This window comes from Steroidobacter gossypii (assembly GCF_016801985.1).
Lineage (GTDB): Bacteria > Pseudomonadota > Gammaproteobacteria > Steroidobacterales > Steroidobacteraceae > Steroidobacter > Steroidobacter gossypii.
Map to the genome: position 1 here is coordinate 618,584 of NZ_JAEVLS010000004.1, position 15,121 is coordinate 633,704.

Here is a 15,121-nt window from a genome sequence, read left to right on the forward strand (position 1 = left end):
TGATTTCGGCGCTCATGCGATGGCCCTCAACGCGTGACAACCCTGCTGCGCCCCGACGCTCAGCTCGAGAATGTCCTGAAATCGGCTGACGACTCCATCAGGCTGAAGTTGTGCCAGCGGCACACCGCCGTGATATCCATAGTCCACCGCCACGACGCGGCAGCCGGCCGCTTGAGCAGCGCCGACATCAGCGCCCGAGTCACCCACCAGAAGCGTGCGTGACGGGCTCACGCCCGCGTCGTTGCATGCCGCGAGCAGCATGTTGGGGCTTGGCTTTCTGTCCTCCAGACGATCGGCGCACAACACCGACGCAAAGAACCCGCTCAGGCCCGCCGATCGCAACAACGGAAGCGTGAACCTGCTCTCCTTGTTGGTGACGCAGAACAACTTCCGCCCCAGTCCGTGCAGCGCTCGCAATGTTTGCTCCACGCCCGCATAGACGCGGCTGTGCTGAAACACTCGTTGCCCGTAGAGATTCCGAAACAATGCATTGGCCGCGGCATGCTGCGCTGGATCCGATTTCACATGGCTCGCCTCGACGACTTTGGCCACGAACTCATCGATGCCTCCGCCGATGAAGGCGGCGACGCGCTCTTCGGGCAGCGGCCGTCCGCCCAGGATGAGCAGCATCATGTTGGCCGCCGATGTCAGATCGGGCGCGGTGTCGACCAGCGTGCCGTCCAGGTCGAAGCAGACGGCGTCGATGCAATCGATGAGTTTGGGCATGTCGGGCCTCCGCGTGACAGAGATTCTTAGAACGTCGGCTCCAGCACCGCGCTGCTCGAGCGATGCGTGCGTCGCGCCAGCGACTCCCTGCGCCGTTCGATCAGTCGCAGAATCATCGGCGTGAAGATCAGCTGCATGGCCAGATCCATCTTGCCGCCCGGACACACGATGGTGTTCGGACGCGTCATGAACGAGTCGTGCAGCATGGTCAGCAGATACGGAAAATCGATGCCCGACGGATTGGCGAACCGGATCACCAGGAACGATTCTTCGGGCGTCGGAATGAACCGCGCGATGAACGGATCGGACGTGTCCACCATCGGCACGCGCTGGAAATTGATATGCGTGCGTGAGAACTGCGGGCAGATGTAATGCACGTAATCGTGCATTCGTCGCAGAATGGTGTCGGCCACCGCCTCGGTGGAATAGCCGCGCGTTGCGCGATCCCGATGCAGTTTCTGGATCCACTCGAGGTTGATGACCGGCACCACGCCGATCAGCAGATCGACGTGCTTCCAGATCTGGATCTCCTCGTGAGCCGCTGCGCCGTGCAGGCCTTCGTAGAACAGCAGGTCGGTCTGCTCGGGCAGGTCCTCCCATTCGGTGAACGTGCCTGGCTTTTGACCGTAGGGCGCCGCCTCGTGATCGTCGTGCAGATATTTGCGCCGACGACCCCGGCCGCCCTCGCCATAGCTTCTGAACAGCCCGTCGAGCTCGGCGAACAGGTTCGCGTCCGGACCGAAGTGACTGAACGTGTAGTCGCCGCTCGCGACGGCTTCGGCCATCTTCTGCTTCATGCCGGCGCGATCGTAGCGATGGAAGCTGTCGCCCTCGATGAAGGCGGCAGTGATGGCCTCGCGACGAAAGATCTGCTCGAAGGTCCGCATGACCGACGTCGTACCCGCCCCGGATGACCCCGTAACAGCAATGATCGGGTGTGTCGCTGACATGGAGACCTGCCTAGGCTGGGCTGCTGAAGATGCTGCGTGAGCCGAACAACGGCGCCTTGAATTCGAAATCGTTGTACTCGCGGTGATAGCGCTCGATGCGCTCCACCTCCGCGCGCGTTCCGAAAACAAATCCGATGCGCTGATGCAGACTCTCCGGCTTCACCGTCATCACCGGCTCGCGCCCCGTGCTGGCACGGCCGCCAGCCTGCTCGATCAGGAAGCTGATCGGATTGGCTTCGTAGAGCAGGCGCAGTCGCCCCGCTTTGGCGAGGTCCTTGCGGTCGCGTGGATACATGTACACGCCTCCTCGCATGAGGATGCGATGCGTGTCCGCAACCACCGCCGCAATCCAACGCATGTTGAAATCACGGCCGCGGGGGCCAGCGGCGCCCTCCTGACATTCGCGCACAAAGCGCTTGATCGGCTGCTCCCAATGCCGCGAATTCGAAGCGTTGATGGCGAACTCGGACGTGGTCTCGGGAATGCGCAGATCCGGATGCGTCAAGATGAACTCGCCGATCTCCCGATCCAGCGTGAAGCCATGCACGCCCCGTCCCGTCGTCAGCACCAGCATGGTCGAGGGCCCATAGATGGCGTAACCGGCGCACACCTGCTCGGTGCCCGGCTGAAGAAAGTCCTCGACCGCGGGCTCCGTGACGCCGTCTGGACAGCGCAGCACCGAGAAGATGCTGCCAACCGCCATGTTCACGTCCACGTTGGAGGAACCATCGAGAGGATCGAAGAGCAACAGATACTGGCCGCGCGGATATTCCTTCGGAATCAGATACGGTTGCTCCATTTCTTCGGAGACCATGCCCGCCAGCTGCCCACCCCACTCGTTGGTGCGAATGAAAATCTCGTTGGCGAGCACATCGAGCTTGGTCTGCTTCTCGCCTTGCACGTTGACCGTATCGGCTTCTCCGAGCGCGCCGGACAGCGCGCCCTTGCCCATCAAGGTCGCGATGCGCTTGCATGCCAGCCGAATGTCGTTCACCAGCGCGGTAAAGTTGCCGGTGGCATGCTCGTGACGGCGCTGTTCCTCGATCAGGAACCGGGTCAACGTTCTGGTCATGTCTGCAATTCCCCTTCTCGTTGTGTCTCCACGGGCGCCGGCTCCGCGAACACGCGGCTGGCTCGGATGTCCTCGGCTTCGATGGTCATCAGATCCCGCTTGGCCAGCGACGCAGTCCTTTTGGCGAACAGACGGCTCGCCTGCCGCAAACGGGCGCGATCGAGCGCGTTGCGAACCGACCTGGCGTTCGCGAAGTGCGGCTGCTTCTGGCGACGCTCGATGTATTCGCGCAGCGTCGATCTCGCGTCCGGGCTCAGCATGTACTGCATTTGTTCGAGCATCAGCTGGGCGATCGCCATCAGTTCTTCGGAGCTGTAGTCCGGGAAGGCGATGTGATGCGCGATGCGCGAAGACATGCCCGGGTTGCTGCGGAAGAAACGATCCATGCGGTCTTCGTAGCCGGCCAGGATCACCACCAGATCGTCACGATGGTTCTCCATCTCCTGCAGCAGGATCTCGATAGCTTCCTGGCCATAGTCGCGCTCGTTCTCCGGTCGATACAGGTAGTAGGCCTCGTCGATGAACAGCACTCCGCCCATCGCACGTTTGAGCACCTCTCGGGTCTTCGGCGCGGTATGACCAATGTACTGGCCGACGAGATCGTCACGGGTCACTGCAACCATGTGCCCCTTACGCACGTAGCCGAGGTGATGCAGGATCTCCGCCATTCGCAGCGCCACCGTTGTCTTGCCGGTGCCCGGGTTACCGGTGAAGCTCATGTGCAGAGACGGCGCCTCGGTGCTCAGGCCGGCCTGGCGACGCAGAGTGTCGACCAGCAATAGCGAGCAGATGTCACGGATGCGAGTCTTCACCGGCGCAAGGCCGACCAGCTCGGCCTCGAGCTTCTCGATCACATCGGCGACATGGGAGTCGCGAAACGCTGCGTCCAGATTGAAGCGCGCGTCGTCGCCGACAGGGTCTTTGAGAACAGAGTTCATGACACAAACATCCCCCTCCCGCCCGACTGGCCTCGGGCGGGCTCTTTCGATCAACGCTTATCCGATCAGGCTGGCGGGCTCAGTAGCGGTGCCCCTCCGGCCGACGTGTCGCATAGGAGCGCAATGCGTAGCGCACCTGGCGGCCCGGGCCTGCTTCGCGCAACAGCTCGAACCCCGGCTCCTCCTGCGGCCGCGCCACCAGGAACGACAGGCGCAGCGACTCGACGCCCCGCGTCGAATCGAACGCGTTCACCTTGATGTAGCGATTGGGAAAGGTCTTCCGGCATAGCTGCACCTCGCGCAGGATGCCGGCCGCATCCTTCAGGTCGAACATGGGGATGCCGTACATCTCCCAGTAGGTGTTGCGAGGATGCGGATCCTCGGTGTACTCGACCGACAGCGCCCAGCCGCGTTGCAGGCAGTACTCGATCTGCGAGCTGATCTGCGCGTCGGTGAGATCGGGAAGAAACGAAAACGTACCTTGAGTGAGTCGCATGGCTGTCCCCTGTCAGGCGGCGGCAGTCGGTGTCGGGACGAAATCGGGCGTGTCGGTGCTCGCGTAGTCGAATGTGACTTCGCCCCACGTGTCGAGCGCAGCTCGCAGCGGCGCGCAATGTTTGGCGGCGTCGGCAAGAATCGACGGCCCCTCTCGCCAGATGTCACGACCTTCGTTGCGAGCAAGCACCATCGCTTCCAGCGCCACCCGATTCGCCGTCGCGCCGGCGGCAATGCCCATCGGGTGACCGATCGTGCCGCCGCCGAACTGCAACACCGTGTCGTCGCCGAGATAGGTCAACAGCTGATGCATCTGCCCCGCGTGGATGCCACCGGAGGCAACCGGCATCACGCCGGGCAGTCCGGCCCAATCCTGTTCGAAAAAGATGCCGCGCTGTAGATCCAGTTCATTGCGCGGCTCGCGCAGCACGTTATAGAAACCCTGCACCGTGTTCGGATCGCCTTCGAGCTTGCCGACGATGGTTCCGGCATGCAGGTGATCCACACCGGCGAGCCGCATCCACTTGGCGATGACGCGGAAAGACACGCCATGATTCTTCTGCCGCGTATAGGTGCCATGCCCGGCGCGATGGAGATGCAGGATCATGTCGTTCCTGCGGGCCCACTTGGACATCGACTGGATCGCGGTGTAGCCGATCACCAGGTCGATCATCACGATGACCGAGCCCAACTCCCTGGCGAACTCGGCGCGCTCGTACATGTCTTCCATGGTCGCCGCGGTCACATTCAGATAGTGGCCCTTCACTTCTCCAGTGGCCGCCTCGGCGCGGCTGACCGCTTCCATGCAGTTCAAGAAACGATCGCGCCAATGCATGAAAGGCTGCGAGTTGATGTTCTCGTCGTCCTTGGTGAAGTCGAGCCCGCCCTTGAGCGCCTCGTACACCACGCGGCCGTAGTTCTTGCCCGACAAGCCGAGCTTGGGCTTGACGGTGGCGCCGAGCAGCGGTCGCCCGAACTTGTCGAGCCGTTCGCGCTCGACCACGATGCCGGTGGACGGTCCCGAGAAAGTCTTCACATACGCCACCGGAAAGCGCATGTCTTCCAGGCGCAACGCCTTGAGCGGCTTGAAACCGAACACGTTGCCGATGATGGACGCGGTGAGATTCGCGATCGAACCGGGCTCGAACAAATCCAGGTCGTAAGCGATATAAGCAAAGTACTGCCCCGGCGAGCCCGGCACGGGCTCGACCTTGTACGCCTTGGCGCGATAACGATCGCAGGCGGTGAGCCGATCGGTCCACACCACCGTCCAGGTGGCAGTCGAAGATTCGCCGGCCACCGCCGCGGCCGCTTCGTTCGCTTCGACGCCTTCCTGCGGCGTGATCCGAAACATCGCCAGCACGTCCGTGTCCTTGGGCCGATAGCCGCTGTCCCAGTAGCCCATCTGGGAGTACTTCAACACGCCGGCTCGATAACGTTCCGCCGCGGATTCCGGGGCGCCCCGAGTGCCGCCGATTCTCTTCATGGTCATCGCCTCGCTATCGCTTGTCTGTCGACTCGGGACACAGCGTGGCCCGGACGACGCATTAGGTCCAATTCGAAATAGTTGGCCCTGGGATAACTTTTCCTTATTGAGCGAAGCCCGACTCCTATGCCATCGTCGGGCCGTTCGCCAGGAGCTCCCCGCCCATGCCGATGCGCAACGTCACATTGAGACAGATGAGAGTGTTCGCCGCCGTGGCGCAGTACCGCTCGTTCACGCGCGCGGCTCGAGAGTTACATCTGACGCAGCCGGCGATTTCGCAGCAAATCAAGTTGCTCGAAACGGAGATCGGACTGCCTTTGCTGGAGCACGTGGGCCGGCAGATTCATCTCACTGACGCCGGCGATGAGCTGTTGCGGTACGCCTCTCAGGTGAACGATCTGCTGCGCGACGCCGGCGAGTCGCTCGCGGCAATGCGCGGGCTGCGACGAGGGGTATTGAAGCTTGGGGCGGTGAGCACGGCGAAATATTTCGCGCCGTCGCTGCTGTCGGCATTCGCTCCGGCATATCCCGAAGTAACGATTCGCTTCACGGTGGGCAACCGCGAGGAAATCATCCAGCAACTGGCGTCGAACCAGATCGATCTGGTGATCATGGGACGGCCGCCGCGCGAGCTGGTCACCGTGGCCGAGCCTTTCGCCAAACATCCGCTGGTGATCATCGCATCGCCCCGCCATCCTCTTGCAAACAAACGGCGCATCCCGCTGCAGAGGCTGGGCAGCGAGAGATTCATCATCCGAGAGGAAGGGTCCGGAACGCGCGCTTCGATGGAGCATGTGTTCAGGGAGCGTGGCGTGCCGATCCACCCCGCCATGGAAGTCAGCAGCAACGAGACCATCAAGCAGGCCGTGATGGCCGGGATGGGGCTCGGTTTCATTTCCATCCACACCGTGGGCCTGGAGCTCGCGACCGGCAAGCTGGTCATCTTGAACGTGGCCGGTCTGCCGCTGATTCGCGATTGGTACGTGATCCACCTGCGTGACAAACGACTATCGCCGATCACGGCGGCATTCCGCTCGTTTCTGCTCGAACAGGGCGCGACCATCATCCGCAAGGCCGCCGAAGAAAACAAACCGATCCCGCTCGAGACAACCTGAACGGCGCACGTTACAACTTGAGGCAAGCGCTCCGGCGCACGCACCAATCCGGAGAGCTTCCGGCGCTGTGCCCTGTCGCACAGCGCGCCCTCGCGCGCTCTGGAAAAGGCTTCGATCGGTAAAGACAAACAGAAGCTAAAACAAATAAAAACCAGCGATTTTTGCGACCCCATCCGCCAGCCCGGCGGGCGCGGCGCGCCGCGTCGATGTGAGTTGGCCAGCTTGTTGCAATAGCCGTGTCCGTTGGAGACCCGCACGACTTTCCGGGCGTCGACGCACTGGCAGCGGCGACGCGTATGGATTGCAACGACCAAAGGAGATTTCGGCGCTCCTCGAGCAAGGGCGCTGCGATAGGTCATATCACTGGGGAGCGACCTGTCGTGCCGGCATGGAGCCGGCGTTTTCGTGGTTTGAATGGCACGACCTACAAACACACGGGAGACGACCATGGATCATTATTCGATTTCGCCGCGGCCGGTTTCGTTACGCCTGGCCATCCTCGGGGCGCTGGGCATCAGCAGCGTTCCCATCGGCGAAGCCCTTGCCGAGCCGGCCAACAACCTCGTCGAAGAGGTCACGGTGGTCGGTTCACGCCGAGCCAACGCAGTGGACACCGTTGCTCCGGTCGATGTGATATCGGTGGAGCAGTTCCAAAGCGTCGGCGCGCCGGACATGGACAACATGCTGCGCAGCCTGGTGCCCTCTTACAACGTCGCCCAACAGCCCATCAACGACGAATCCACCCTGGTGCGGCCCGCCAATCTTCGCGGCCTGCCTCCAGACAACACACTGGTGCTGGTCAATGGCAAGCGCCGACACCGCGGCGGCGTCATCACCTTTCTGGGCGACGGCATCTCCGACGGTGCGCAAGGCCCCGACGTGGGCCCGATCCCGACCATCGCGTTGAAAGAGGTGCAAGTGCTGCGCGATGGCGCAGCCGCGCAATACGGTTCCGACGCGATCGCCGGCGTGATCAACTTTCAACTCAAGGATGCCGCTGACGGCAGCGACTTCGAAGCTCGTTACGGGCAGTTCTACAAGGGCGATGGCGCTACGTCACAGCTCGCGGCGAACGTCGGCCTGCCGTTGGGCGCGAATGGCTTCGCCAATCTAAGTTTCGAGTTCAGCGAGTCGGACCCCACCTCGCGGAGCTCACAACGCGCGGATGCTCAAGCGCTGATCGATGCCGGCAACACCGCGGTCCAGAATCCGGCACAAGTCTGGGGACAGCCCCAGATCAAGGACTCGATGAAGTTTTTCATCAACAGTGGATTCGAGCTCACCGACTCGGTGACGGGCTACTTCTTTGGAAACTACGCGACTCGGGAGGTCGACGGCGGCTTTTTCTATCGCAACCCCAACACGCGCGACGCAGTGTACACGGACGATGAAGGCGAGAGTCTGCTGGTCGCGGACCTCAATCCGGACAATGGCATCAGCTGCCCCGCGGTGCCCATCAACAACGATGCGCCCGATCCCACGGCGCTCGCTCTGATCTCGGCCGGTGGCGCGCTGGATGCGGAATGTTTTGTTTTCAACGAGGCTTCGCGAACGGACTGCGCTACGACGTGAGCGGCTCCTATGGCAGCAGCGAGGTCGATTTTCTCATCTACAACACGGTCAACGCCTCGCTCGGGCCGGACACGCCGACACGCTTCAAGCCCGGCGTGAACCATCAGACCGACACCAACTTCAACATCGACCTGTCATACCCGCTCGCCTTGAGCGGCCTCGCCTCGCCGCTCAACGTCGCGTTCGGTTTCGAATGGCGCGAAGAGGAGTTCGAGGTGGAGCGCGGCCAGCTCGAGTCCTATCAAATCGGTCCGTACGCAGCACAAGGCTTCAGCTCGGGCTCCAACGGCTTCAGCGGCTACGGGCCGCAATCCGAAGGCGTGTTCGCGCGTGAAAACATCGCGCTGTACCTGGATCTGGAGGCCGATATCACCGACCGATTGATTCTGGGCACCGCGGTGCGCTGGGAGGACTTCGACGACTTTGGCACCACCACCAACTACAAGCTGGCGGCCCGTTATGAACTGACCGATGCCCTCGCCTTGCGCTCGACGGTGAGCACCGGGTTCCGTGCGCCGACTCCGGGTCAGTCCAACATCGTTCGCACCATCACGCAGATGATCCAGGGCAATTTGAGCGAGACCGGCGTGCTGCCGCCTACTCATCCCATCGCCATCTCGCTGGCCGATGTCGCCTCGGGCGGACAATTCTCGGCCGCGCCGCTGAAGCCGGAGGAATCGTTCAGCTGGACGGTCGGCACCACCTTCGATGTCGGGCCGGTGGACGTCACGCTGGATTACTTCAATATCACTTTGGAAGATCGCATCGCGCTCAGCAGCCTGATCGAAATCGATCGCACCGATCCGGCGCAAGTGGCCATCCTCGATCAGCTCAACGCCAGCGGCGTACCCGGAGCCACTACTTTGAGTGCGTTCCAGTTCTTCACCAACGATTTCGAGACGCGCACGCAGGGGCTCGATCTGGTCGCGACTCTGCCGTTCGAGACCGCAGCCGGACGCACCAATCTGAGTCTCGCGTTCAACTGGACCGACACGAAGCTGGAAAGGATCACGGCGCTGGCCAACGAGACACGGAAGATACAGCTCGAAGATCAGCTACCGGGTTATCGCGCTGTCGTCACGGGCAATCACGCGGTGGGTCCATGGAGCTTCATGACGCGCATGAGCTACTACGACTCATACATCGTCGCGCTCGACATCGGCGCGGATGCCAGCGGTGAGTTCGATGGCAAGTACGGTGGTGAGTTCTTGTTCGATGTGGAACTGGGGTTGGAGATCAGGCAGGGGTATCGACTCACCGTCGGTGCGCAGGATGTTTTCGACAACGTACCCGATCGTTTTCCCAATCCTGAATTGAACAGCGGCGCCATCTATCCGACCGGTTCGCCCATGGGGTTCAACGGAGGCTTCTGGTATGCGCGGCTCAACATCGACTTCTGATGCAATGCTGTCGCGCCGTAGCTTTCTTCACCTGGTGGGTGCGTTCGGGGGTTCGACTGCGGTGTATCGGGCCGCGGTTGGGATGGGGTTGATGTCGGCGAGCGCGGTGGCGCGACCCGACATCGCTCCGGTGCGCAATGGCAAATCGGTGTTGATCCTCGGCGCCGGCATCTCCGGATTGGCGGCGGCGTATGAGCTGAGTCGCAAGGGTTACGCCGTGAAGGTGATCGAAGCGTCGCATCGGCCGGGTGGACGCAATCTCACTTTGCGGGGCGGCGATCTGGTGGACGAAGTGGAGTATCCGCAGCGATGCGAGTTCGATCGCCATGCGGATCTGTACTTCAACGCCGGGCCGGCGCGCATCCCTGGCCATCACGCTGCACTCTTGAATTACTGCAAGGAGTTGGGCGTGGCGCTCGCGCCCTTCATCAACGAGAATCGCAACGCCTGGGTGCAGGACGACGCGATGTTCGGCGGGCGGCCGGTGCGAAATCGCGAGTACATCGCCGACTCGCGCGGTTTCCTGGCGGAGCTGGTGGCGAAATCGATCCGGCCTGAAACATTTGGCGCGACATTCACCCAGCGCGACTACCGGCAACTGCTCGAGTACGTGCGCCAGTTTGGCGAGCTGGATGAGCGCTTCAAATATGCGGGCTCAACGCGCGCCGGCTATGCGATCCACGATTACACCAAGCCGCCGGCCTACAAGCAGCCCCTCGACGCCCACGAGCTGTTGCGCTCGGGCTTCATCTATCTGATGAGCTTCAGCGAGCTGGATGATCAATCCGCCATGATGATGGAGCCCGTCGGTGGCATGGATCGCATCGTCACCGCGTTCATGGCCAGGATCGGCGCACTGGTCGAACTGAATTCACCGGTGCAGTCGATTCGCATCGGCGACTCCGGCGTCGCTGTTCGCTATCGCAAAGGCGGCAGCACCGTCAACGCGCATGCGGACTTCTGCCTCACCTGCATCCCAATGCATCTGCTGGCGCGCATCGAGCATAACTTCCCCAAGCGATATAGCGACGCCCTGTCCGCCGTCCCTCACGGCAAGCTGTTCAAGATCGGGCTGCAGATGAAACAACGCTTCTGGGAAAACGAAGGCATCTACGGCGGCATCTCCTGGACCATGCAGGACATCCAGCAGATCTGGTACCCCACTCATGACATTCATCGTGACAAAGGCGTGGTGCTCGGCGCATACACATTCAGCGACGAGGTCGCGGAGAAGTTTGCCCGCCTGCCACCCGCGGCCAGGACCAAGCTGGCGATCGAGCAGGGCGAGAGGATTCATCCGGGCTATGGCCGCCACGTGGAAAGCAGCATCAGCATCGCCTGGCATCGCATGAATCACATGTTCGGCTGCCCCGTGCGCTGGAGCGAGCCGCTGCAGGCCCAGTGTTTCCGGACGCTGCAGGCGCCGGTGGGCGGCCACTACCTGATCGGGGATCAGATGAGTTATCACCCCGGGTGGCAGGAAGGTGCGCTACATTCTGCGTTCCATGCGATCGCGGATATCGACCAGCGCGTTCGCGCCAGTGCTTCTCTCGGATAAGGATAAGGAACACATGATGAGCCCACCGCCCCGCAGCCGCTTCTTCCGTCAACTGTTGCAGCTGACGAGTGCAGGTATCTGCACTGCTCTGCTCGCGCACAATGCACATCCCACCGAAGTCGTCCGGCACTCGTTGCTGGGCGGATCGAAGTTCCCCATTGCACGCGCCGTCGAGGTTCCGGCGGGCACGACCATCATCTTCCACAGCGGCATCACGCCCGCGCCGCTGGATCCGAAAGCACCCGCCGGCACCGCGGCCTATTGGGGCGATACCAAGACACAGGCACTGAGCGCTTTCGCGCGAATCAAGGAGTCGCTCGATCAGCTGCAACTCGGCTTCGGCGACGTCGTCGCGATGACGGTGTACCTGGTCGGCGATCCGGCCAAAGGCGGCCGCATGGATTTCGAAGGTTTCATGGCCGCGTACTCGCAGTTCTTCGGCACGGCTCAACAGCCGCACCTTCCGGCACGCTCGACGGTGCAAGTCGCAGGGCTGGTGCAACCGGGAATGCTGGTGGAGATCGAAGTGCAGCTGGCCAAGCCCCAGAAATAACCCGGTTGCATCTCTTGTAATTACTCATACAATTCAAACGACCTGGCGGGCCGGCGTAAAACCGGCCCGCCGCGGAGTCGTGCGCGCCGCTCGAGCACGTCGGGGATTATTTGCCACGCGATAGGTAACCACTTCGTGGCGAATCGCTCTATGACTCCAGGCACTCGGGGGGATGACTGTGTCCACAGGATTGAATCGTCGCGAATTGCTGGCCGCGGCCGGCGCGTTTGGGTTGCTCGCGCAGAACACATCTGCAAGCGCGAACTCGACTGAACAGCGAGCCGAGCAACTGCTTGCGCCCAGGCCGCCGATGGGTTGGAACAGTTGGAATTCGTTCGCGACCACCATCACCGAGGAACAGGCGCTCGCCAACGCCGAGATCATGGCGCGCGAACTGAAGCCGTTCGGCTATGACATTTTTACCATCGATATCCAATGGTACGAAGGCGAAGCCAAGGGCTACGACTACAACACCAAGCCGATTCCGACCATGGATGGCTACGGGCGCTTGCTGCCAGCGCCGAACCGATTCCCTTCGAGTGTGCAAGGCGCAGGCTTCAAGCCCATCGCCGACAAGGTTCATGCGCTCGGATTGAAGTTCGGCGTACACCTGATGCGCGGCATTCCACGGCTCGCGGTCGAGCGCAATCTGCCAGTGTTCGGTGGCAAATGGAAAGCACGCGACATTGCCAATACGAATAGCGTGTGCCCATGGAACCCGGACATGTACGGCGTAGACATGAGCAAACCAGGTGCGCAGGAATACTACAACAGCGTGTTCGCTCTGCTCGCTTCGTGGCACGTCGACTTCGTGAAGATGGACGACATGAGTCGGCCTTACGACGCCAATGCGCCTGAAATCGAAGCGGCGCACCGCGCGATCCAGGCTTGTGGCCGCCCCATCATCCTGAGCCTCTCGCCCGGCGAAACACCGCTGGTGAGCGGCGAGCACGTGCGCCGGTATGCGCAGATGTGGCGCATCAGCGATGACTTCTGGGATGAGTGGCCGCAATTGAAGGCGCAGTTCACGCGGCTCGAGAACTGGTCCTTGTTCCAACAGCCCGGGCGGTGGCCGGATGCGGACATGCTGCCGCTGGGTCGCCTGGCGATGGGCGAGCGCGACTCGCGTTTCACGCCCGATGAGCAGCGAACCTTGATGACATTGTGGTCCATCGCGCGTTCGCCGCTGATCATGGGCGGCGATCTGCGACACCTGGACCCGGCCACGCTGGCGCTGCTGACCAATCGTGAGGTGCTCGCCGTGAACCAGGCGAGCCGCGACAACAAACCGGCGTTGCTCATCGAGAATGTAAGGACTTGGACGGCGCGCGCCGAGCAAGGCGAAGCGCGCTATCTGGCGATGTTCAACGTCAGCGACAAAGCAGAGACCAAGCAGGTCCACTACGACGTCGCTCGCCTGGGACTGAAGTCGGTCAAGGTGCGCGATCTGTGGGCGCAACGGGACCTCGGCGTCGTTCGCGATCGCGTGACGGCGTCGCTCGCTCCGCATGCCTGTCTTCTTTACAGCCTCACCCCTGCGGCCTGACGGAAAGTGCGTGCCATGAGGTAACCACTTCGTCGGCAGACGCTCTTTATCTGCATGTCGGCTGAAGCTGCTCGCGCAATGATCACTGGGCTGGTCGCCAGCCATGGCGTGAAACTGCGTCGTTTCCTGCTGCTGCGGGTCCGCAACTCGGCCGATGTTCCGGACATCCTGCAAGAGGTCTATTTGCGCATGTTGCGCGTGCCGAACGTCGAGTCCATCCGCTCGCCGGAGGCGTATCTGTTCACGGTCGCACAACACGTGGTTCAACAGCACTCGCTGAGACAATCGGCGGCGCCCCCCTCCGTCGAACTCAGCGAGATGCTGAACTCCGCACGCGCTGTGCCGGATGTCGATCCAGTGCTCGATCTGGACGCGCAGCAATGCCTGGAACAATTGCAGGCCGAGCTCGATCGACTCTCGCCCAAGCTTCGTGCGACTTTCCTGCTGCATCGTCGCGACGGCCTGTCGCTGGAACAGATCGCCGAGCGCCTTGGCACCTCGCTGCCGATGGTGAAAAAGAACCTGATGCAGGCGCTGGTGCAGTTACGCCAACGGCTCGAGCGGGGTTGAGTCATGGCGCGACCCTCTTCCGCCAGACTCAATGCGCAGATCTACTCCGAAGCTGCGGAGTGGTTCGTGAACTGCCGCAGCGGCGCACTCGACGATGCATCACGTCGCAAGTTCGATGCCTGGCTGCGCCAGTCGCCGCAGCACCTGAGCGCGTATCTGGAACTCGCGGCGATCTGGGATGAAGCGCCGAATCTCGATGCTGAACGCCGCTGGGATGAGCAGACGCTGATCGACGAGGCGCGTGCCGATCAGAGCAATGTCGTGGCGCTAAGCCGACCCGCGACACCGGGTGGATCCGCGACCAGTTCTGCACCGATGCGCTGGCTCGACGCTTCGATCGCCGCCGTGGCCATCGGCTTCGCCGCGTTGGTGTGGGTGTATCTGTTCCGTGAGCCTGTGTATGTGACGCAGATCGGCGAGCAACGCTCGATCGCGTTGTCCGACGGCTCGACCATGGAGCTCAATTCGCGCTCCAAAGTCCGCGTGCGCTATTCCGAGCATGAGCGTGCTTTGGAACTGCTCGAAGGCCAGGCTCTGTTCCGGGTGGCGAAAGATGCGGCGAGGCCCTTCATCGTCACCAGCGACGGCACGCGTGTGCGCGCTGTCGGTACCCAGTTCGATGTGAACAAGAAGCGCGAGGGCACTGTCGTGACGGTGGTCGAAGGTCGAGTCTCTGTGCTGACGAATGTTCCCGATGCCCGCGTGGAAGCCATCGCCGTCGACATGCCCAGGTCGATGCCACGACTGCCGGAATCGGGCTCTTCCGGCATCCTGCTCGCCGCCGGTGAGCAAATCACTGTCACTGACACGGCGGCCAAGCAAGTGACACGTCCCGACGTGGCTCGCGCGCTCGCGTGGACTCAGCGGCAACTGGTGTTCGAGGCCGCGACGCTGACCGAAGTGGCTGAAGAGTTCAATCGCTACAACCGGCGACAGCTCGTTCTGCGCGACCCGGAGCTTTACGAATTTCACATCAGCGGTGTGTTCGCTTCCACGGATCCTGGCGCATTGCTCGCGTTCCTGCGCGAGCGCGCGGATGTGCACGTCGAAGAAACGGACGACGCAATCTATCTCACGAAAGATCGCGTGGTGCGGTAACCGATCGTTGGTGATTCGCTCTATTGAGGAGGGCCCGTCGCA

At 62.1% G+C, this 15,121-nt stretch carries 14 protein-coding genes; 8 read left to right on the forward strand and 6 right to left on the reverse strand.

Features of this window, described 5'->3' with window-relative positions:
- Nucleotides 1–12: 12 nt before the first annotated feature.
- The 6 genes from gph to JM946_RS19645 all read right to left on the reverse strand — a co-directional run bounded on the left by gph (nt 13) and on the right by JM946_RS19645 (nt 5,667).
- Nucleotides 13–726 carry a phosphoglycolate phosphatase gene (gph, locus tag JM946_RS19620; protein ID WP_203169057.1) on the reverse strand — a complete coding sequence of 238 codons (714 nt, stop codon included), beginning with the start codon at nt 724–726 and terminating at the stop codon, nt 13–15.
- Nucleotides 727–752: 26 nt separating this feature from the next.
- Nucleotides 753–1,676: a phosphoribulokinase gene (locus tag JM946_RS19625; RefSeq protein WP_203169058.1), complete on the reverse strand. Its 924-nt coding sequence runs from the start codon at nt 1,674–1,676 to the stop codon at nt 753–755.
- A gap of 10 nt (nt 1,677–1,686) precedes the next feature.
- Entirely contained in the window at nt 1,687–2,748 is a 1,062-nt protein-coding gene (locus JM946_RS19630; protein ID WP_203169059.1) for a class 1 fructose-bisphosphatase, read from the reverse strand.
- Nucleotides 2,745–3,686: a CbbX protein gene (gene cbbX / locus JM946_RS19635; protein WP_203169060.1), complete on the reverse strand. Its 942-nt coding sequence runs from the start codon at nt 3,684–3,686 to the stop codon at nt 2,745–2,747. Before cbbX ends, JM946_RS19630 begins: the two co-directional genes overlap by 4 nt.
- 79 nt (nt 3,687–3,765) lie before the next feature.
- Nucleotides 3,766–4,182 carry a ribulose bisphosphate carboxylase small subunit gene (locus JM946_RS19640; RefSeq protein WP_203169061.1) on the reverse strand — a complete coding sequence of 139 codons (417 nt, stop codon included), beginning with the start codon at nt 4,180–4,182 and terminating at the stop codon, nt 3,766–3,768.
- Nucleotides 4,183–4,194: 12 nt separating this feature from the next.
- Entirely contained in the window at nt 4,195–5,667 is a 1,473-nt protein-coding gene (locus JM946_RS19645; RefSeq protein WP_203169062.1) for a form I ribulose bisphosphate carboxylase large subunit, read from the reverse strand.
- 164 nt (nt 5,668–5,831) lie between these two features.
- On the opposite strand from JM946_RS19645, the gene JM946_RS19650 reads away from it, so the two are divergent.
- The 8 genes from JM946_RS19650 to JM946_RS19685 all read left to right on the forward strand — a co-directional run bounded on the left by JM946_RS19650 (nt 5,832) and on the right by JM946_RS19685 (nt 15,079).
- The gene (locus tag JM946_RS19650) at nt 5,832–6,782 is read left to right on the forward strand and encodes a LysR family transcriptional regulator (RefSeq protein ID WP_203169063.1); all 951 of its coding nucleotides are present in this window, start codon (nt 5,832–5,834) and stop codon (nt 6,780–6,782) included.
- 447 nt (nt 6,783–7,229) lie between these two features.
- On the forward strand, nt 7,230–8,354 hold the full coding sequence (locus JM946_RS19655; RefSeq protein ID WP_203169064.1) for a TonB-dependent receptor plug domain-containing protein: 1,125 nt from the start codon (nt 7,230–7,232) through the stop codon (nt 8,352–8,354).
- Nucleotides 8,306–9,754, forward strand: coding sequence for a TonB-dependent receptor domain-containing protein (locus JM946_RS19660; RefSeq protein ID WP_203169065.1), 1,449 nt, complete (start codon nt 8,306–8,308; stop codon nt 9,752–9,754). Before JM946_RS19655 ends, JM946_RS19660 begins: the two co-directional genes overlap by 49 nt.
- 4 nt (nt 9,755–9,758) lie before the next feature.
- On the forward strand, nt 9,759–11,312 hold the full coding sequence (locus JM946_RS19665; RefSeq protein ID WP_218042996.1) for a flavin monoamine oxidase family protein: 1,554 nt from the start codon (nt 9,759–9,761) through the stop codon (nt 11,310–11,312).
- Nucleotides 11,313–11,328: 16 nt separating this feature from the next.
- Nucleotides 11,329–11,865, forward strand: a complete 537-nt coding sequence (locus tag JM946_RS19670; RefSeq protein WP_230979829.1) for a RidA family protein — start codon at nt 11,329–11,331, stop codon at nt 11,863–11,865.
- Between the two features lie 172 nt (nt 11,866–12,037).
- Complete coding sequence (locus JM946_RS19675; protein WP_203169068.1) at nt 12,038–13,411, forward strand: glycoside hydrolase family 27 protein; 1,374 nt, start codon at nt 12,038–12,040, stop codon at nt 13,409–13,411.
- Nucleotides 13,412–13,489: 78 nt separating this feature from the next.
- Complete coding sequence (locus tag JM946_RS19680) at nt 13,490–13,981, forward strand: RNA polymerase sigma factor (RefSeq protein WP_203169069.1); 492 nt, start codon at nt 13,490–13,492, stop codon at nt 13,979–13,981.
- A 3-nt stretch (nt 13,982–13,984) separates the two neighbouring features.
- Complete coding sequence (locus JM946_RS19685) at nt 13,985–15,079, forward strand: FecR family protein (protein ID WP_203169070.1); 1,095 nt, start codon at nt 13,985–13,987, stop codon at nt 15,077–15,079.
- Nucleotides 15,080–15,121 lie beyond the last annotated feature (42 nt).

Coding starts and splice junctions, on each gene's coding strand:
- JM946_RS19680 (WP_203169069.1), top strand. CDS start 13,490: ATGATCACTGGGCTGGTCGCCAGCCATGGCGTGAAACTGCGTCGTTTC.
- JM946_RS19670 (WP_230979829.1), top strand. CDS start 11,329: ATGAGCCCACCGCCCCGCAGCCGCTTCTTCCGTCAACTGTTGCAGCTG.
- JM946_RS19675 (WP_203169068.1), top strand. CDS start 12,038: ATGACTGTGTCCACAGGATTGAATCGTCGCGAATTGCTGGCCGCGGCC.
- JM946_RS19650 (WP_203169063.1), top strand. CDS start 5,832: ATGCCGATGCGCAACGTCACATTGAGACAGATGAGAGTGTTCGCCGCC.
- gph (WP_203169057.1), bottom strand. CDS start 726: ATGCCCAAACTCATCGATTGCATCGACGCCGTCTGCTTCGACCTGGAC.
- JM946_RS19660 (WP_203169065.1), top strand. CDS start 8,306: ATGTTTTGTTTTCAACGAGGCTTCGCGAACGGACTGCGCTACGACGTG.
- cbbX (WP_203169060.1), bottom strand. CDS start 3,686: ATGAACTCTGTTCTCAAAGACCCTGTCGGCGACGACGCGCGCTTCAAT.
- JM946_RS19655 (WP_203169064.1), top strand. CDS start 7,230: ATGGATCATTATTCGATTTCGCCGCGGCCGGTTTCGTTACGCCTGGCC.
- JM946_RS19640 (WP_203169061.1), bottom strand. CDS start 4,182: ATGCGACTCACTCAAGGTACGTTTTCGTTTCTTCCCGATCTCACCGAC.
- JM946_RS19645 (WP_203169062.1), bottom strand. CDS start 5,667: ATGAAGAGAATCGGCGGCACTCGGGGCGCCCCGGAATCCGCGGCGGAA.
- JM946_RS19630 (WP_203169059.1), bottom strand. CDS start 2,748: ATGACCAGAACGTTGACCCGGTTCCTGATCGAGGAACAGCGCCGTCAC.
- JM946_RS19685 (WP_203169070.1), top strand. CDS start 13,985: ATGGCGCGACCCTCTTCCGCCAGACTCAATGCGCAGATCTACTCCGAA.
- JM946_RS19625 (WP_203169058.1), bottom strand. CDS start 1,676: ATGTCAGCGACACACCCGATCATTGCTGTTACGGGGTCATCCGGGGCG.
- JM946_RS19665 (WP_218042996.1), top strand. CDS start 9,759: ATGCTGTCGCGCCGTAGCTTTCTTCACCTGGTGGGTGCGTTCGGGGGT.